The sequence below is a fragment of the Methanogenium sp. S4BF genome, from assembly GCF_029633965.1.
In the GTDB taxonomy this organism is placed as follows: Archaea; Halobacteriota; Methanomicrobia; order Methanomicrobiales; family Methanomicrobiaceae; genus Methanogenium.
In genome coordinates, this window is record NZ_CP091277.1 from 1,345,944 (window position 1) to 1,363,624 (window position 17,681).

At 58.7% G+C, this 17,681-nt stretch carries 18 protein-coding genes; 14 read left to right on the forward strand and 4 right to left on the reverse strand.

Going from position 1 to position 17,681, the window contains the following annotated elements:
- Positions 1-53: 53 nt before the first annotated feature.
- The 3 genes from gatE to argH are packed head-to-tail and all read right to left on the reverse strand — an operon-like array spanning position 54 to position 4,595.
- On the reverse strand, positions 54-1,889 hold the full coding sequence (gene gatE, locus L1S32_RS06445) for a Glu-tRNA(Gln) amidotransferase subunit GatE (protein WP_278154209.1): 1,836 nt from the start codon (positions 1,887-1,889) through the stop codon (positions 54-56).
- Entirely contained in the window at positions 1,879-3,111 is a 1,233-nt protein-coding gene (gene gatD / locus L1S32_RS06450; RefSeq protein ID WP_278157059.1) for a Glu-tRNA(Gln) amidotransferase subunit GatD, read from the reverse strand. The genes gatE and gatD overlap by 11 nt, the downstream gene beginning before the upstream one ends.
- The gene (gene argH, locus L1S32_RS06455; RefSeq protein ID WP_278154210.1) at positions 3,111-4,595 is read right to left on the reverse strand and encodes an argininosuccinate lyase; all 1,485 of its coding nucleotides are present in this window, start codon (positions 4,593-4,595) and stop codon (positions 3,111-3,113) included. The genes gatD and argH overlap by 1 nt, the downstream gene beginning before the upstream one ends.
- Before the next feature lie 218 nt (positions 4,596-4,813).
- Between argH and L1S32_RS06460 the strand changes: the two genes are divergently transcribed.
- The 13 genes from L1S32_RS06460 (at position 4,814) to L1S32_RS06520 (ending at position 15,015) form a co-directional block, all read left to right on the forward strand.
- Positions 4,814-5,812, forward strand: coding sequence for an ABC transporter substrate-binding protein (locus L1S32_RS06460; RefSeq protein WP_278154211.1), 999 nt, complete (start codon positions 4,814-4,816; stop codon positions 5,810-5,812).
- 78 nt (positions 5,813-5,890) lie between these two features.
- Positions 5,891-6,688: an ABC transporter permease gene (locus L1S32_RS06465; protein ID WP_278154212.1), complete on the forward strand. Its 798-nt coding sequence runs from the start codon at positions 5,891-5,893 to the stop codon at positions 6,686-6,688.
- An 8-nt stretch (positions 6,689-6,696) separates the two neighbouring features.
- On the forward strand, positions 6,697-7,458 hold the full coding sequence (locus L1S32_RS06470; protein ID WP_278154213.1) for an ABC transporter ATP-binding protein: 762 nt from the start codon (positions 6,697-6,699) through the stop codon (positions 7,456-7,458).
- A gap of 61 nt (positions 7,459-7,519) precedes the next feature.
- Complete coding sequence (locus L1S32_RS06475; RefSeq protein WP_278154214.1) at positions 7,520-8,026, forward strand: 50S ribosomal protein L16; 507 nt, start codon at positions 7,520-7,522, stop codon at positions 8,024-8,026.
- A gap of 79 nt (positions 8,027-8,105) precedes the next feature.
- Positions 8,106-8,948: a fumarate hydratase gene (locus L1S32_RS06480; RefSeq protein WP_278154215.1), complete on the forward strand. Its 843-nt coding sequence runs from the start codon at positions 8,106-8,108 to the stop codon at positions 8,946-8,948.
- On the forward strand, positions 8,945-9,481 hold the full coding sequence (locus L1S32_RS06485) for a FumA C-terminus/TtdB family hydratase beta subunit (protein ID WP_278154216.1): 537 nt from the start codon (positions 8,945-8,947) through the stop codon (positions 9,479-9,481). Before L1S32_RS06480 ends, L1S32_RS06485 begins: the two co-directional genes overlap by 4 nt.
- Positions 9,482-9,564: 83 nt before the next feature.
- Positions 9,565-9,837, forward strand: coding sequence for a ferredoxin family protein (locus L1S32_RS06490; RefSeq protein WP_278154217.1), 273 nt, complete (start codon positions 9,565-9,567; stop codon positions 9,835-9,837).
- Entirely contained in the window at positions 9,834-10,937 is a 1,104-nt protein-coding gene (locus L1S32_RS06495) for a 2-oxoacid:acceptor oxidoreductase subunit alpha (protein ID WP_278154218.1), read from the forward strand. Before L1S32_RS06490 ends, L1S32_RS06495 begins: the two co-directional genes overlap by 4 nt.
- Entirely contained in the window at positions 10,934-11,731 is a 798-nt protein-coding gene (locus tag L1S32_RS06500; RefSeq protein WP_278154219.1) for a thiamine pyrophosphate-dependent enzyme, read from the forward strand. Before L1S32_RS06495 ends, L1S32_RS06500 begins: the two co-directional genes overlap by 4 nt.
- Positions 11,728-12,255 (forward strand): 2-oxoacid:ferredoxin oxidoreductase subunit gamma, encoded by a 528-nt coding sequence (locus L1S32_RS06505; RefSeq protein ID WP_278154220.1) that lies wholly within the window; start codon positions 11,728-11,730, stop codon positions 12,253-12,255. The genes L1S32_RS06500 and L1S32_RS06505 overlap by 4 nt, the downstream gene beginning before the upstream one ends.
- A 17-nt stretch (positions 12,256-12,272) precedes the next feature.
- Positions 12,273-13,361: an ATP-grasp domain-containing protein gene (locus L1S32_RS06510; protein WP_278154221.1), complete on the forward strand. Its 1,089-nt coding sequence runs from the start codon at positions 12,273-12,275 to the stop codon at positions 13,359-13,361.
- A complete protein-coding gene (sucD, locus tag L1S32_RS06515) occupies positions 13,358-14,224 on the forward strand; it encodes a succinate--CoA ligase subunit alpha (protein ID WP_278154222.1) in 867 nt (288 codons plus the stop codon). Before L1S32_RS06510 ends, sucD begins: the two co-directional genes overlap by 4 nt.
- Entirely contained in the window at positions 14,221-15,015 is a 795-nt protein-coding gene (locus tag L1S32_RS06520; protein WP_278154223.1) for a diadenylate cyclase, read from the forward strand. Before sucD ends, L1S32_RS06520 begins: the two co-directional genes overlap by 4 nt.
- A gap of 96 nt (positions 15,016-15,111) precedes the next feature.
- Here L1S32_RS06520 and L1S32_RS06525 read toward each other — a convergent pair whose 3' ends face one another.
- Positions 15,112-15,342 carry a hypothetical protein gene (locus L1S32_RS06525; protein WP_278154224.1) on the reverse strand — a complete coding sequence of 77 codons (231 nt, stop codon included), beginning with the start codon at positions 15,340-15,342 and terminating at the stop codon, positions 15,112-15,114.
- Positions 15,343-17,117: 1,775 nt separating this feature from the next.
- Here L1S32_RS06525 and L1S32_RS06530 point away from each other — a divergent pair.
- Entirely contained in the window at positions 17,118-17,270 is a 153-nt protein-coding gene (locus L1S32_RS06530) for a hypothetical protein (protein WP_278154225.1), read from the forward strand.
- Positions 17,271-17,681 lie beyond the last annotated feature (411 nt).

The window sequence follows — 17,681 nt, forward strand, 5'->3', positions numbered from 1 at the left end:
CTTACTAATTAACACAGGAAAACTGATAAATGTAACCGAGAGGGAGCGCCCCCTCAGGTGATCTTTGCCAGTTCCTCTTTCAGCAGTTCTGAGATGACCTTTCCGTCCGCCCGTCCGCGAAGCTCTTTCATCACAACCCCCATCAGGGGGCCCACGGCACGCATGCCCTGTTCACGGACAAATGCATCGCGCTCGGCAATGGTGGCGCAGATGACTGCACGCACCTCTTCCCGGCTGATGGAGGGCGCCACCGCCTCGATGGCCGCTGCGATATCCGCCCCTTCCGAGAGGGCGCGGATGACCGGCGGAATGGCCTCCTTTGCAACCGCCCCGTTCTCCACCCGGAGAAGGAGGTCCAAAAGCCCCTCATCCGGCACGGCCGCGACATCCGCTCCGTCACGGGAGAGCTCCTTTAACGTCCCCAGAAGGGTGCGTGCCGCAAGCGTGGACTTCACGCCCCGGCTGACCGCCTCTTCAAAGAGGGCGCACCGGCGGGAATAGACCATCTGGCGGGCAAGGGACAGGTCCAGCCCCATCTCCGCTGCAAACCGGTCCGCCTTCTCGGAGAGCAGTTCCGGCAGCACAAGCCCGTTATAGTAGACGTCGGTGACCGTCACCGGCAGCACATCGGTCTCCGGGTACATCCGGGCCGCACCGGGCAGGGGCCGCATATACGCCGTGCTGCCCTCCTCAAGCATCTTGCGCGTCTCCTCCGGCACCCCGTCCATCGCCATCTGCGCACGCCGCCGCACCTGTTCGATGGCGCAGACGACCTTCTTTTTGGCATCGGCGACGAGGACGACACAGTCATCCGGCCCCGCACCGACGGCTGCCTTCAGCGCGGCGACCTCGGCTTCGGTGACCCCGTAGGCAGGCAGTTCATCGGTATGGAAGAGCCCGCCCACGCCGCATTTCTTCGCGTAGTCAGACATCTCGCTCCCGAGACGCCTGCCGGGCTGAATCTCGCACCCGACAAGGCCGGCATACCCGCGGAGGCAGACCGCATGAATCGTCTTCGCCCGTTTCAGGATGGCTGAGCCGGTCTCTTTAAAGAGCGCGGTCACGTCATGGGACTGCTCATCCACCGAGGCGCCCCGTGACAGGAGTTCCTCGCGGATGGCAACCAGATTCACCTGCCGCTGCACCTCACGCCGGACCACTTCCTCGATGAGCCGGAGTTCCTGGACGCCTTTGATCTCGACACGGGCACCCTCGCGGATGGAGATGTTCACATCCTGCCGGATAGTGCCGATGCCGCGCTTCACCTTCATCGTCGAACGCAAAAGCATCCCGATGTAGGCGGCCACCTCCTTCACCGCCTCCGGCGTGTGCATGTCGGGAGCGGTCGTTATCTCTGCGAGGGGGATACCGAGACGGTCGAGGGAGAAGGTGTCGCCCTCCACCCGCTGGGCCGCCTCCTCTTCGAGGCAGATGGACTCAATCCGGGCCCCCATGGGGAGAGAGCCGTTGAGCGCCACCAGAGCCGTCCGCTGGAACCCGCTCGTGTTGGAGCCGTCGATGACCAGTTTGCGCATCACATGCACCTGTTCGACCGGCGTCATGCCCATCATCCGTCCAAAGGTCAGTGCCAGCTCCAGCGCCTCGGGGTTCAGGGGCGCCGGCGGCTCCTCGTCGTTCTCCACCAGACAGGTGGTGTCATACGCATAGTAGGAGAACGGGCGCATGACCATCATCTCCTCGCGGGCCGCCCGGTCAATCTCACCCATCTCGGAGACCGTCGCCCGGAGATAGCGGAAGAACTCGCCGTTGTGCTCCGCGACATCCCGCAGGACGGTCGGGCAGTGGCAGAAGAGCTTCTCCCGCGTGTCGAGCTGCTGGTGAATCTCAATGCCTGCCTTCAGGCCCAGTGCCGCATAATCAAAGTCCATTCTCAGAACACCTCGTAAATTCACCACGCAGCGGCGTCGCCATCAGGCGGGCCGCCTCTTCGGTATCTGTCGTCTGCCCGAGGACCCACATCAGTTTGACACAGGCCACTTCAGGCAGCATCTCCTCGCCTTCCACCACACCGGCGGCCAGCAGGTCACGCCCGGTGTCATAGACCCGGTCGCAGACGCGGCCGTTGAGGCACTGGGAGGTCATGACCACCACGGTGCCCGCGTCGGTGAGCGAGCGTATCGCATCAATCACCGGGGCGGAGGTGTGGCCCAGACCGGTGCCGGAGACCACCAGACCACGGTATCCGTCAAACGCATGAATCACGTCCGGGTGCATGCCGGGATAGAAGGTCGAAAGCCCGACCTTCTCCTCCAGTTTCGCTGCGAGCACCGGTTCGGTGTCCGGCCGCCTGCGCACCGCATCCGCCGAGAGCGTCACGTCAAGCGAGGGGTAGGCCACCGACCCGATGTGCCCCATCCCGAAGCTCTGGAAGGCGTCACGCCGCGAGGTGTGCATCTTGCGCACCCGCGTCCCCCGGTGGATGGCGCAGGTGTCGTCGTTGGTGGACGCATGCATCACCACAGCCACCTCACCCAGATCGGAGGTGGCGGCGGCAGCGCTTGCAAGCCCGTTCATCACATTGTCACTGGACGGACGGTCCGCAGACCGCTGGGAGCCGACAAAGACCACCGGCACCGGGGTGTCCAGCATAAAGGAGACCGCCGCTGCCGAGTAGGCCATCGTATCGGTGCCGTGAGTCACGATGACACCCTCCGCACCGTTTTTAATCTCTGCACAGATGCTCTGTGCAAGCGTCTGCCAGATGGCAGGCGTCATATTCTCGGAGAGAATGGTCGCGAGCACCTCGGAACGGAACTGTGCGATATCGGCAAGGCCGGGGATGGCCCGCATGATGTCGTCTGCGGTGAACTGGCTCGTCACCGCACCCGTCCGGTAGTCCACGCGGCTTGCGATCGTTCCGCCGGTGGAGATGATGGAGAGCTGCGGGAGAGAAGTATCCTGTCTGACACTGATCGCCCCTGCCGCCACCGTCTCCTCCGGCGGTGCGGCCACCGTCAGGCATGAGGGGTCCACCCCGATATTGTATCCGCTGTTCAGTTTGATGACCGCCATGCCGTCGCGGTCTGTTATATATGTACCTTCGAGGTCTGCCCCGGCATACCGGCAGGTCACCTGTGTTCCTGATTCCATCATGATTCGTCAACCAGTTTCCGTGCGTCTCTAATCATCGCATCTTCTGCATCCTGCAGGCGTTTCTGTTCGGAGCGGACCCAGATCCGGTCCTCTTCGAGGGCAAGGTCCCGCATCGAGAGGGCGCCGGTCACCGTTGCCGGTGCCGGGCCGCCGGGTGCGCTGCGCATCCGCACGCTCACGTCCACATCGAGGGCTTCTGCAATACGCTCCTCCGTGAGGCCGCGCTCCGCAAGAGAGATGCCGGAGAGGTCACGAGCCGCTGCTTCCAGAACGGCAAGGGTGATCTCCCCGCTCCGGACCGCACGGCCGATGATATTGTGGGCCGCCCGGAAGGGGAGGCCGAATTCCCGCACCAGAACATCCGCCAGCTCGGTTGCGGTTGAAAAGCCCCGGCCCGCCTCCTCACGCATCCGCTCCGGGTGGAAGGTGGCGGTGCTGATGATGCCGGTGGCGATGCCGATGCAGGCGCCGGACTCTGCCACCGCCCGCCAGAGGGAGGGGGTCACGTCCTGCAGGTCGCGGTTGTAGCTCATCGGAAGGCCCTTCACCGCGGTGAAGGCCGCCGTGAAGGCGCCTGCGACCGCACCGCTCTTGCCCCGCATGATCTCTGCGGTGTCCGGGTTCTTCTTCTGCGGCATAATCGAGCTGGTCGAGCAGTATGCATCGTCGAGCGTCACAAACCGGACAAAGGCAGAGCTCCAGAGCACAATCTCCTCTGCCAGCCGGGAAAGGGTGGACATGAGGATCGTGCAGGCGGCAGCCGTCTCGATGACAAAGTCACGGGCGGAGACCGCATCCATCGTATTGAGCATGAGGTCCGGGAACCCCAGCAGTCCGGCAGTCATCTCCCGGTCAATCGGGTAGCCGGTGGAGGCGAACGCCGCCGCACCAAGAGGCGACCGGTTCACCCGGATATAGGCATCCACCAGACGCTCAAAGTCGCGGGAGAGCGCCTGTTCGTAGGCCAGCAGATAGTGCCCGAGGGTGGTGGGCTGGGCATGCTGGAGATGGGTGAACCCCGGCATCACCGTCTCCGTATGATTGCCCGCCTGCTCCAGAAGTGCCGCCCGCAGGGAGGTGAGCCCCTCCAGATGGGCGAGAAGCTCACTCCTGAGCCGGATACGGATGCAGGTCGCCACCTCGTCATTCCGTGACCGCCCCATGTGCAGGCGGCCGCCCTTGTCCATGCCGGACGCAGCGATCAGGGACGCCTCAATACCGGCGTGCACATCCTCATACTCGTCGTCAAAGACCGTCTCCGGCACACCGTGTTCATACATCCCAAGCAGTGCGGCCATGACCGCTGATGACGCGTCCCGTTCGATGATGCCCTGCCGGTCCAGCATCAGGAGATGAGCAATATCAACCCTGACATCCGCATCGGCAATCCACCGGTCCGCTTCCATTGACGAGAGGAAGGCAGCCACTTCAGCGGGCCGTCCGCCCGTAAGCCGCCCCCTCCTCACCGGATCGCTCGACATTTTTCGTAAACTCCTGCCTGTAGTATATGAAACGAAAAATGTTAAAGCAATGCATTTTCGGAAAAATCCGCCGCCGCCTGTTGTTCAGCCGCGGGCAATAATTGTCCAACAGCCATTAAAATCAGACACATATGGGCAATGATTTGCTCAAAATGGGACATATTAATAATCACCGGGCAAAACATCTTATGGTAATTCATCCATCTGGAGATCATCATATGAAATCGAAAGGACTCTTAATTCTGGCCGTCTGCGCCATCGCCGCAGTTATACTCGTGGCCGGCTGCACAGACACCGGCACGACCACACCTGAGAAAGACTCTCTCTCCTTCGGCTACCAGCCGTCAACCCACCAGATTGCATACATGGTGGCAAAGGAGAAGGGATGGTGGGAAGCAGACCTTGCACCCTTAGGCATCACCACCATTGAAGACCACAAGTTCCCGACCGGCGCACCTGAGATGCAGTCCATGCTCTCCGGCGACATCGACGTCGCATATGTCGGTGCAGCACCGGTCATCTCGGCACTTGCCACCGGCCTTGACGCAAAAATCATCGCTGCAGTGCAGGTGCAGGGATCAGACCTTGTCATCCGGCCTGAATTCAACTACACCGCCCCTGAAGACCTGAAGGGCCTCACCATCGCCACCTTCCCGCCGGGCACCATTCAGGACACCGTCCTGCGTGACTGGCTCCAGTCAAACGGCATCAACCCCGACACTGACGTAGACATCCGCCCGATGGGCCCCGGTGACGCCACGGTAGCCATCTCAGAAGGCGCTGTGGACGCAGTATTCCTGCCGCACCCCGCACCCGCCACCATCGTCGCGGAAGGCAACGGATACATCGCCGTTCATTCCGGCGTAATGCAGCCTGACCATGCCTGCTGTGCCCTTGTCGTCTCCGGCGACCTCATCCGCAACCACCCTGACATTGTGGAGCAGATTGTGAAGACCCACATCAAAGCAACCGACTATGCCATCGCAAATCAGGACGAGGCAGCCCAGATCTACTACGACATGAACAAGGTCGACATCGCAGTCATCAAGGACTCGTTTGAAACATGGGACGGACGCTGGATAACAGACCCATCCATCATCGTCGAATCCGTTGTTGATTACACCCAGGTGCAGGCAGACCTCGGCTACATCGACCGCCCGCTCACCGAAGATGAAATATTTGATCTGTCCTTCTACCAGAAGGCTACAGAAGCCTAACCTTTTTTTCCCCTGCCTGCGCAGATCTGAAGAACCGACGGGGAACCACCCCGGGTACGCACCGTGGAGAATTCACCAATGCGTAAACAGAAAAAACACACCTACCGGAACATCCTGATACCACTCGCCTCAGTAGCGGTGGTCATCCTTATCTGGCAGATCGTTGCCGTCTACGTAGTCGGAAACATGTTTAAACTGCCCAGTTTCACCGATGTTGTTGCCGCATTCATCAGGGACATGTTCGGTCCGCGGGGCACCCTCCCCACAGATATCGCAGTGAGCCTGTATCACTTTGCAATCGGCATGGCAGCAGCGCTTCTTGTCGGTATTCCGACCGGTGTGTGCATGGGCTGGTTCCGCGACATCGACATGGCACTGAACCCGATCGTCGAGATTATCCGGCCCATACCGCCCCTGGCATGGATCCCGTTTGCCATCATCTGGTTCGGCCTCACGCATGCCGCAGCGGGATTCATCATCTTCATCGGCGCAGTCTTCCCCATCATCGTCAACACCTATACGGGCTTCCGCAATGTCCCGAAGGTCTTTATCGAGGCGGGAAAGGTGCTCGGGTGCACAAAGGACATCTCCCTTATCCGGAAGATTGGATTCCCTTCATCCATCCCCGAAATAACCGCAGGCATCCGTGTCTCCATGGGCATCGGATGGATGTGTCTTGTCGGCGCCGAGATCTTCGGTGCGGGCACCGGAAAATACGGACTGGGGAAGAACCTCTGGACCTATTACAACCTCCACCAGATGGACAGCGTGGTCGTCTACATGCTGGTACTGGGTGTCATCGGCATCGTCATTGACATCCTCTTCCGGCATTACGTAAACAAACAGACCGTCCGGTGGCAGAACAATATGGAGTGAGGAGACAGATGGCAGTTGTATCAGTTCAGCACGTAACCAAGACGTTTCCGCGCGACGAAGGAGAACCGACCGTCGCACTCAAAGACGTGAACCTGGAGATTGGAGAGAAGGAGTTCATCTGCATCGTCGGCGCGTCCGGGTGCGGAAAGACCACCCTCCTGCGCATCATCGCAGGCCTTGAGACCACCACGGAAGGGACAATCCTCCTCAACGGGGTGCCCGTCGAAGGGACGGATACCGACCGCGGCATGGTCTTCCAGGAGTATTCCCTCTTCCCGTGGAAGAGTGTCATCGACAACATCGCATTCGGCCTTGAGATGCGGGGCATCCCAAAGACGGAGCGAAGGGAGAAGGCGGAGAAATACCTGAAAATCATCCATCTCGAACAGTTCAGGGATGCCTACCCGCACGAACTCTCCGGGGGCATGCGCCAGCGGGTCGCCATTGCACGTGCTCTCGCAAACGAACCGAAGGTCCTTTTAATGGACGAACCCTTCGGCGCACTGGACGCACAGACCCGCAATGTGATGCAGCGCGAACTCCTGGAAATCTGGGAGGAGACGCAGAAGACCGTCATCTTTGTGACCCACAGTGTGGACGAAGCGGTGTTTCTTGCGGATAAAATCGTCATCCTGAGCCCCCGGCCCGGTAAAATAGAGGAGGTCATTTCTGTTGACCTGCCACGCATGCGTGACCGGACCGCACCAGAATTTGCCGAATTGCGCAAACACATTCTGGAAACCATGGAAGAGAGTGCCCACATTCGGTAAGTATTATAAGGATACATTTCCATTTTTTATAGCGCATTTATTCATAGAGGAGTCTTAAGCAATGGTCCGAAAACCAGCAGTAATGTATAGATCTGTCACAAAGAGGGCATACACACGCCGAAAATATATGGGCGGCGTCCCTGGAAGCAAGATTGTGCAGTTCGATATGGGCAACCTGAGAGCTGATTTCCCGGTTGCTGTTTCAATCCAGGTCGATGAGAAATGCCAGATTCGCCACACCGCACTGGAAGCAGCCCGTGTTAACGTCAACAGGAAGCTTATCAAAGATGTCGGCAGAATGAATTTCCACCTCAAGCTGCGCACCTACCCTCACCATGTTCTCCGTGAGAACAAGCAGGCAACCGGTGCCGGTGCTGACCGTGTCTCAGAAGGTATGAGAATGGCATTCGGCAAGGCAGTCGGTACAGCAGCACGTGTTGAAGTCAACCAGAAGATCTTCACCTGCTACACCACCGAGGCAAACGCTGAGAAGGTGAAGGAGATCATGAAGCACGGCATCCAGAAGCTTCCGTCTCCCGGCAGAATCGTCATCGAAAGAACCAACTAATAGTGCATATTCCCCCATCGGGGGCATATACTTTTTTACCATCATTACCCACCTCAACAGAAGAGTTGGGAAGATATTCATGCCCGGATTAACTGATCAAAAGAGTCTGCGCACCGCCGTTGCACAGGCAACCCTGCAGGCACTCAGGGAGGCGGAGATACACCTCCCGGACGATGTAAAACAAGCGCTGGAGCGGGCATATGCCGCAGAAGACAATCCGGTCGCGAGAAGCGAACTGGAGGCGATTCGGGAGAACATCAGGATGGCGGAGAGCCGGAATGTCCCCCTCTGCCAGGATACCGGCGTCCCTGTCGTCTACATCACCATCCCGCCGGACGTCCCGTTCACGGACGCCATCCGGGAAGGGGTGGAGGACGGCGTACGGCAGGCGACCGCAGAGATTCCGCTCCGCCCCAACGTCGTCTCCCCGTGCACACGGGAGAACACGGGCACCAACTGCGGGATGGGCATGCCTGCGGTGCACTGCACGCCGGGCGAGGCGTTCACCCTCACCGTGCTGCCGAAGGGGGCGGGGTCGGAGAACGTCTCCGCACTGCGGATGTTTCTGCCCTCGGAGACCAGGGCAATCAAACGGTTCATCACCGAGACGGTGCTGCGTGCCGGCGGAAAACCCTGCCCCCCGGTCATCCTCGGGATCGGCATCGGCTCCACCGCAGACGGGGCGGCGGCCCTTGCCAAAGAGGCCCTGCTCACCCCCCTCGGGGAGATGAACCCGCTCGAACAGGAGATCTATGACGCGGTAAACGCCCTCGGCATCGGGCCGATGGGGCTGGGCGGCAAAACGACCTGTCTCGGCGTGCGGATACGTGAGGGAGGCTGCCACACCGCCTCGCTCCCTGTTGCGCTCAATGTCCAGTGCTGGGCCGCCCGGCGGGCCACCGTTGAGGTGAACTATCCATGAACGCCCTCTCCACCCCGCTGGGCGATGAGGTGCTCACCCTCCGGGCAGGCGACCGGGTCACCCTCTCCGGCATGATCTACACCGCCCGCGACGAGGCACACCTTCGCATGCAGGAGGCAGGCATCCCCTTTGACCCGGAAGGGGCGGCTGTCTACCACTGCGGCCCGGTGGTGAAGGACGGCACCATCATCGCCGCCGGCCCCACGACCAGTGCACGGATGAACGAACTCTCCGGGTTCCTTCTGGACGCAGGCGTCCGGGCACTCATCGGCAAGGGCGGCATGGGCGACACCGTGCGGGAGCAGCTGCGGGGCAGGGGCGTCTATCTCGCCTTCACCGGCGGGTGTGCGGCCCTTGCGGCGTCACGGATGACCCTGAAAGGGGTTTTCTATGAAGATCTCGGGATGCCTGAGGCAGTATGGGCCATCGAATGCAGAGAACTCCCCCTGACCGTTGCGATCGATGCCGAAGGGGGTGACCTCTTCCGTGATGTCCGCCTCGCTTCAGAGAAAATATTTGACGAAATGTTCTGATTATCCGCCAGTTCCGGGCAATCAGTTGGGACTGTCGATACCTTTAGTAAAGAATGGAACAATATATAAGCAGGACGTGCCGGATGAAACTAATAATCGATGAACGGCGATGCAAGGGATGCAACCTCTGCACCACCGTCTGCCCATATACCATATTTCAGGAAGGCAGAAAACTCAATGAGCGGGGCATTATCGTCCCCATCCTTGACCGGCCGGAACGGTGCACCAACTGCCGCCTGCGCCACCTCTACGGCAGACAGCTCTGCGGCGCATGCCAGATGATCTGCCCCGACCAGGCCATCTGCTGGAAAGAAGAAGAACCTTATTCCGAGAATAACGTGGTGATCGAGTTTTGAGCAAAATTGAATTCATGCAGGGCAATACGGCATGCTGTGAGGGAGCTCTTGCGGCCGGATGCAGTTTCTTCGGCGGGTATCCCATCACCCCGTCCACCGAGATTGCCGAGCTGATGGCACTGAGGCTCCCGAAGGCGGGAGGCACCTTCATCCAGATGGAGGACGAGATCGCGGGCATTGGTTCTGTCATCGGTGCATCGTGGACCGGCGCACGGTCCATGACGGCCACATCCGGGCCGGGGTTCTCCCTCATGATGGAGAACATCGGCTACGCGGTGATGACCGAAACCCCCTGTGTCATCGTCAACATCCAGCGGGGCGGCCCTTCGACCGGCCAGCCGACGATGTCTGCACAGGGCGACATGATGCAGTGCCGCTTCGGTTCACACGGCGACATGGCAACGATCGCAGTCGTCCCCTCGACTGTGCAGGAGATGTATGAACTCACCGCAAAGGCGTTCAATCTCGCCGACCGGTTCCGTGTCCCCACCTTCGTGATGTCCGACGAGACCATCGGCCATATGCGGGAGCGGGTCATCATCCCGGATTCGGTCGATATCGTCCCCCGGAAACCCCTCCTCGAAGGAGAACTTCCCTTCCAGGCAGGCGAGGACGGCGTCCCCGGATTTGCGAAGTTCGGCAGCGGGCACCGGGTGCATGTCACCGGGCTTACCCACGACGAACGCGGATACCCGGACACGACCAACCCGGAGACCCATGAAAAGCTGGTCCTGCGCCTCTACAACAAGGTGGAGTCAAAGCGCCACGAGATTGCGGACTATGATGCGGTCAACACCGATGCGGAGACCGTCTTTGTCACCTACGGCCCCTGTGCCCGCACCGTCCGGCAGGTCCTCCACGACCACCCGGACGAGGAAATAGGCCACCTCAACCTGCGCATCGTCTGGCCGTTCCCCGAGGACACCCTGAAGCTCTTCCCCAATGCAAAGACCTTCATCGTGCCGGAACTGAACCTCGGCCAGATGGCACGCGAGGTCGCCCGGCACATGAGCGGCCAGAAGGTCCTCTCCATGCCGAAGATTGGCGGCCTCATCCATACGCCCGCAGAACTCTATGCCGCAGTGGAGGCAGAGCGATGAGCACCCGTGTCTTTGAGAAGTGGTACCGGGAAGACCGGCTGCCGCACATCTTCTGCACCGGGTGCGGCAACGGCACCGTGATGAACTGCTCCATCAAGGCAGTGGACGCGATGCAGTGGAATATCGACGACACCGTCTTTGTCTCCGGCATCGGCTGCTCCTCCCGTGCGCCGGGATACATCTCCACCGACTCCCTGCACACCACCCACGGCAGGGCGCTCGCGTTTGCCACCGGCGTGAAGATGGCAAACCCCGACCTCCATGTGGTGGTCTTCACCGGTGACGGGGACCTCTCGGCGATTGGCGGCAACCATTTCATTCATGCATGCCGCCGCAACATCGACATGACCGTCATCTGCATGAACAATATGATCTACGGCATGACCGGCGGACAGGGGAGCCCCTGCACCCCGGTCGGGAAGATCTCGACCACCACCCCCTACGGGGCGGCAGAGCCGGTCTTTGATCTCGCAGAACTTGCGGTCGCAGCCGGTGCAAACCATGTGGCCAGATGGACGTCCTACCACACGGCAGAACTCACCAAGGCCATCATCACCGGCCTCTCCACCGAGGGCCTCTCGTTTATCGAGGCGATGGTGCAGTGCCCGACCGCCTACGGCAGGAGAAACAAACTCCGGCAGGTGACCGATCAGGTGGAGTGGATGCGGACGCATGCCATGCTCCTCCAGAAGGTCCGCCGGATGGAGCAGGAAGGCAAACCCATTCCCGAAGAGCACTTCGCCGTCGGTGAATTCGTGCGCCGGCACCGCCCGGCAATGGGGGTGCGCCGATGAGGCACGAAGTCCTCTTCTCCGGTTTCGGAGGGCAGGGAGTCATCCTCTCGGCCGTGATCCTCGGCCGTGCGGCAGCCCTCTACAGCAATAAACACGCCGTCCAGACGCAGGTCTACGGGCCGGAGGCGCGGGGCGGTGCGTCGATGAGCGCAGTGGTCATCGACGACGAACCCATCCTCTACCCGAAGGTCACCACCCCTGATATCTATGTCATTATGTCACAGCAGGGGTTTGAGAAATACGGGGCAGGCGCATCACCTGAAGCCACGATGCTGGTCGACTCAGAACTGGTCTTCTCGCGGCCGCAGTGCGCCTGCATCGAAATCCCGGCCACGCTGGAGGCAAAAGACACCCTCGGCCGGGTCATCGTCGCAAATATCATCATGCTCGGGGCCCTCGTGACCGCCACCGGTGTGGTCTCGGAGGAGGCCATTGAACGAGCGGTTCTCGACAGTGTCCCGAAAGGGACAGAGGACCTGAACCTGAAGGCCCTTCACCGCGGATTTGAACTTGGAAAACAATAATAATGAGGAAGTAACGGATGAAACTCCTTGAATTTGAAGCAAAAGAGATTTTCAAAGAATACGGGATCCCGGTCCCGAACGGTGTGGTAATCAGAAACCCGGACGAACTCCGGCGCCAGCTCAACGGCTTCACGGACGAAGTCGTGGTCAAATCGCAGGTTGACGTGGGCGGACGGGGAAAGGCGGGCGGCATCATCATCACCGACAAGGCAGAGGCCGTCAGCACCGCCGAACATCTCTTTTCCTTCCCCATCAAGGGCCTCATCCCGAAGGCGGTTCTTGTGGAGGAGAAGCTGCCGATAGACCATGAATACTATGTGTCCATCACCATCGACCGGTCGACACGCCAGCCCATGATTCTCTTTGCAGAGACGGGCGGCGTCGACATCGAGGAGACCGCCCGGACACGGCCGGAAGCACTCAGGCGTGCGGGATTCTCACCGCTCCTCACCGGGGTGCCGGGATTCCTGATGCGCCAGATCCTCGGCAGCGCCCCCAAAGAGCTCGGGCCGGTCATCAATAACCTCTACAAGGCGTTCTGCGCCTCAGACGCCCTCCTGGCAGAAATAAACCCCCTCGTGACCACCTCGCGGGGCGTCTTTGCCGCAGACGCAAAGCTCATCGTCGACGACAATGCCCTCGCACGGCAGGGCATCACCGCAAACCGCGACCTGACCCCGCGGGAGCGGGAGGCAGAGGAGAACGGGTTCTCCTATGTCGAGCTGGACGGCTCGATTGGCGTCATCGGCAACGGTGCCGGGCTGACCATGTCCACGCTTGACCTCATCGCCCACTACAACGGTAAAGCGGCAAACTTCCTCGATGTCGGCGGCGGTGCCGGGCGGGAGCGGGTCATGAAGGCCGTCCGTCTGGTGGCCGGCATGCCGGATGTGAAGGTCATCGTGGTCAACCTCCTCGGCGGCATCACCCGCTGTGACGAGGTGGCAAAAGGCATCATCGAAGCGGGCATTGACCAGCACGTGATCACCCGTCTTGCAGGAACGAACGAAGAGGAAGGCAAGGCCCTGCTCGCGAAAAACGGCTACCAGATGCTCGACACCATGGAAGATGTCGTGAGACAGGCAGTACAGGAGGCAGCAGCATGATATACGGCGACCATACGACAGGCGTCATCGTCCAGGGGGCGACCGGCAACCAGGGCGCATTCCACATCAATCTCATGAACCAGTATGCACAGGAGACCGGCGGACGCGGTGTGGTGGCAGGCGTCACCCCCGGCAAAGGCGGCCAGAAGGTGCACGGCGTTCCGGTCTATGACAGTGTACGGGAGGCGATGGCGGAGCATGATGCAACGACATCCGTTCTCTTTGTGCCCGGATTTGCCGCAGGCGACTCCATCATGGAGGCGGCAAGCGCGGGCCTTGAACTGGTCGTCGCCATCACCGAGGGCATCCCGGTGCACGACACCATGCGGGCCCTTGCCTTTGCACGGATGGAGGGCTGCACGGTCATCGGACCGAACTGCCCCGGCATCCTCTCCCCCGGCGAACTGAAGCTGGGCATCATGCCGCCGCAGCTTGCCATGCCCGGACACGTGGGCATCATCTCCCGCAGCGGAACCCTCACCTATGAGGTCATCAACGAGCTCACACGGGCGGGCATCGGGCAGTCCACCGTGGTCGGCATCGGCGGCGACCCCGTGATCGGCCAGACCTTCACCGAGGTGCTGGAGCGCTTTGAGGCCGACCCGCAGACAAAGGCCGTCGTTTTGATCGGCGAAGTGGGCGGAAACCTCGAGGAGGAGGGGGCGACCTCAACCAGCCTCCCGCTTGTCACCTATATCGCCGGCATCTCCGCACCGCCGGAGAAGCGGATGGGCCATGCAGGCGCCATCATCGAGGGCGGCGAGGGCGATGCGGTCTCAAAGATTGCACGGCTCAGGCAGCTGGGCTTCCCGGTTGCAGGAAAGCCATCCGACATTCCGGGGCTGGTGCGGGAGCTGCTATGACCCAGACGATGCTGAAGGCGGCCGCAGCACTTGCAGAAGAGGTCGGCGCAAAGGCAATCGTCTCCTTTATCGAGCCGGTGGAGTTCACCTGTGACATCCCTGTTATCTGGGTGCAGGACCTGCAGCTCGATGTCCTCCGTGACCTCACGATGCACGACATCCTTGAGATCTCCGAGCGCCACCTGCATGATGCCGCCGTACAGATCTACATCTCCCAGAGGTATGAATCGGGCAAGGTCGTCGGCGTCTTTCCGTATGCAATCTTAGTCTATGACATCAACCAGGGCAAGGAGTTCATCAGCGTCAAGGAGTTCGACGATCTGGTGCCGCGGGGCGTCATGACCGCCGTCCTCCAGCTGGCCCTCGAGATCGCGGTCGAAGGGCGGGAGGGCCGCTCCATCGGCACCGCGTTTATCATCGGCAACACCGAGGAGATTCACAGCCACTCCCACTCGGCGATCATCAACCCCTACCAGGGGCACCGGAAAGAGGTGCGTGACATCACCAACCGGGACAACTGGGAGAGCGTAAAGGAGTTTGCCCAGTTAGACGGGGTCTTTGTGGTCGACACCACGGGCTCCATCCAGTCAGCCGGCCGGTATATCGATGTCAAAGGGGACGATCTGAGCCTCCCCCACGGCATGGGCGGCAGACACCGGGCCACCGCATCCCTCACCCGCATCATCCCCGCAGTAGGCGTCACCATCTCCGAGAGCGGCGGCATGGTCCGGGTGTTCCGGAACGGCGAGTGCTGGCTCACCGTCCGGTCTGATGTCCGGATTAAAAACTGATCTTTTTTTGGTATCGATAACCCTCCTTTTTGGTCACCTGACCTGACGGACCACCACACAACCAGCGACGCCGGAGGGATATGTACTGCCAGAGTCTCAAGATTGAGGCCCCATGCTCGTAAATTCAAGTGGTTCATCGGAACCACGGGGATGAGAAGAACCTGCACGGGTTTTCGAATGCCGGCGGGCACGATCCATACGGCGGCGGACACTCCCATCTGAGGGACGCAGTCTGCGAGTCGGATACAGACGGTAGCTGGGGAAGGCAAATCCTGCGGTTGTCCGCCCGATGAAGCGCTTATTCTCGTGAACTTGCATGTCAGACACAGCCAACACCTGGTGAATCTATCATATCGCCGGGCGAAGTTTCTAACGTTTCGTCGTCAGTATCACGAATTTTACCATGAAACGGCGGTATAAGATGATCCCATCAGCTGCGAATGCAACCCGCTGGTGCTGGGACCGATGCCTGATTGTGTTGTGTCCGATTATTTGAAGCAATTTCACACGAACTCCTGCAGATCAGGCATTGTCTCCGTGGCCTGCTCATGCTGCCAAATCTGGATGACAGAATTTATGTTCCCATTAGAAGATTTCATATCAGAACAGCCGAAAAATGTGTAATGCAACAGAAACGTTGGTGTTTACAGACGACACATTTCTGTCCAAAATATCTCTGTTTTTCTTTTAATGCATGGACATTTGGCGTATAAATCTCCAAATTGCACAGCTTTGAACATTTGGAGTTAGTTTGGTGGCAAGGAGGTTTCTGTTGATAATCGCTGTCTCTCAAATTAGCACTGACTGGACAGGCTCCCGGATATCCATACTAAAAACGAAAACCGAAACTGATGTAATCTCATACCATAATTTTGTAAATGGTAGTAAAATGACTCAGCCACAATGGAAAAAACCGATTTTGCACATAATGGTCAGGCACACACAAGAGGAGCGAATTTTGTGGTCATGCAAAGGGGCGGACAGGGGCCTGGCCTCCCATACAGTATATGGAAATTGCTGGTATATTCAGAACGAATGTGGAGGAGTGTGTGATATAATCTCAGTGAGCTAAATATACGTGGCTATACGTGGCACCGCACGTAACCAATGTGATATGCAACATCAACGCGATGGGCGCACGTTGCACACATCACCTGTCAGCAAACAGTATGCGTCCAAATCCAGTATCGCCCGGACGACTCCTTTTTTGATCACCTGACCATCCGGACCGTCCCACAACCACCGGCACCAGCGGGATAGGTATCGCCAGAACCTCTCAAAAAAGGCCCCCTGCTCATAAAGCCGGCGGGCACATTCCTTACAGCAGCACCCCTCACAGGTAAGGAAAGGGCAGAAAGCAAGTCCATGGTGCAGTATTGTCAGGCATACTGAACAACTGCACTGTTTTGTTCTTAATGACAAAACATCAAAGAACTCATTTCTCAATTGTATCTGTCACCTCATCACGTGAATCCTCTTTTGTCTATGCAGAACAAAAACATCGTGAGGTCATTGCAGACTTCTGAATGAACCGGGGACGGAATTTTGGCAAATTATCCCTGAACGTGCGGCACAGGCCAAAATAATTAAACGCATTCACTAAGATATTCACATAAAGAGATGTATTAAGCAATGACCAACAGCTCACGGAACCACGACAAAAAACACTGGAAGACTCCGCAAATGACGATTATCATCAGAAATAACGATGAAAAAGTCCTTTCTGTATGCAAGGATGGACATCAGGCAGGAAACCCTGAATTAACGTACATGACATGCTGGTACAATAACCCCCTATGTGGGGTAATGTGCTCTTTGGTAAGTCCGAGCTAATCTATCAGGCATCCGCGATAACCGATGTAATTTCGGAAAATACCGTAATTACCGCACATCCGTTGAATCACCATCACCGGCGGAAAAAAACCTGCATCCGCACGTTCCCTTCCCGCATACCGGGAGTGGCGGGGAACCAGTGTCGACGGATCCCACAAATTTTTACAAACCAATTCCCACACCCGGACGCCCGACAGCGTAAAGCCTGCTGAAAGGAGCGACCCGTGTTTTATCAAAGATCTCTGCGAACATCGCCCAAAAAGGTATAGATGGAGCATAGAACGCTGGATACCCCGGTGGCGTATCTGTGTGAGATTGCCCATGCCCGGACGTATGATCCCGGGCTCATGCAGGAGAGAGAACGGGCGTGGGAGATTGGGGACGGGAAGGAGCGGGATGAACAATTCGCAGCCGGTATTTGAGTGGGGGAACTAACCGGTGAACATGGCAATCACACACATCACCCGGATGATGGCATGTGAATCACGTTTTCATTGCGTGTCCTGAAAGGTATGACAGCGCAGATGCTCCCTTTAATCAAGCCCTGTTTTGTCACACTATTTTGAAATAATCGCCCCAAAATCCATTTTACCTTAAATAAATAGCGGCAGGTATTTATTTCAAAATACAAATTTTAATATAACAGACGATTCTGATTGAACATAGCAGAGAACAGGAATCATCATCGGATTCACTTCATGAAACAAGCAGCCATACACCGATTCATCGGAGGATTTCTCATTATTCTCATGCTCTGCAGCGGAATAGGGAATGCGTCAGATGATATTGAGACAGATCGTTTTATTTCACAACTTCAATCGGCACTGAATGCA

Coding starts and splice junctions, on each gene's coding strand:
- gatE (WP_278154209.1), bottom strand. CDS start 1,889: ATGGACTTTGATTATGCGGCACTGGGCCTGAAGGCAGGCATTGAGATT.
- gatD (WP_278157059.1), bottom strand. CDS start 3,111: ATGGAATCAGGAACACAGGTGACCTGCCGGTATGCCGGGGCAGACCTC.
- argH (WP_278154210.1), bottom strand. CDS start 4,595: ATGTCGAGCGATCCGGTGAGGAGGGGGCGGCTTACGGGCGGACGGCCC.
- L1S32_RS06460 (WP_278154211.1), top strand. CDS start 4,814: ATGAAATCGAAAGGACTCTTAATTCTGGCCGTCTGCGCCATCGCCGCA.
- L1S32_RS06465 (WP_278154212.1), top strand. CDS start 5,891: ATGCGTAAACAGAAAAAACACACCTACCGGAACATCCTGATACCACTC.
- L1S32_RS06470 (WP_278154213.1), top strand. CDS start 6,697: ATGGCAGTTGTATCAGTTCAGCACGTAACCAAGACGTTTCCGCGCGAC.
- L1S32_RS06475 (WP_278154214.1), top strand. CDS start 7,520: ATGGTCCGAAAACCAGCAGTAATGTATAGATCTGTCACAAAGAGGGCA.
- L1S32_RS06480 (WP_278154215.1), top strand. CDS start 8,106: ATGCCCGGATTAACTGATCAAAAGAGTCTGCGCACCGCCGTTGCACAG.
- L1S32_RS06485 (WP_278154216.1), top strand. CDS start 8,945: ATGAACGCCCTCTCCACCCCGCTGGGCGATGAGGTGCTCACCCTCCGG.
- L1S32_RS06490 (WP_278154217.1), top strand. CDS start 9,565: ATGAAACTAATAATCGATGAACGGCGATGCAAGGGATGCAACCTCTGC.
- L1S32_RS06500 (WP_278154219.1), top strand. CDS start 10,934: ATGAGCACCCGTGTCTTTGAGAAGTGGTACCGGGAAGACCGGCTGCCG.
- L1S32_RS06505 (WP_278154220.1), top strand. CDS start 11,728: ATGAGGCACGAAGTCCTCTTCTCCGGTTTCGGAGGGCAGGGAGTCATC.
- L1S32_RS06510 (WP_278154221.1), top strand. CDS start 12,273: ATGAAACTCCTTGAATTTGAAGCAAAAGAGATTTTCAAAGAATACGGG.
- sucD (WP_278154222.1), top strand. CDS start 13,358: ATGATATACGGCGACCATACGACAGGCGTCATCGTCCAGGGGGCGACC.
- L1S32_RS06520 (WP_278154223.1), top strand. CDS start 14,221: ATGACCCAGACGATGCTGAAGGCGGCCGCAGCACTTGCAGAAGAGGTC.
- L1S32_RS06530 (WP_278154225.1), top strand. CDS start 17,118: ATGGAGCATAGAACGCTGGATACCCCGGTGGCGTATCTGTGTGAGATT.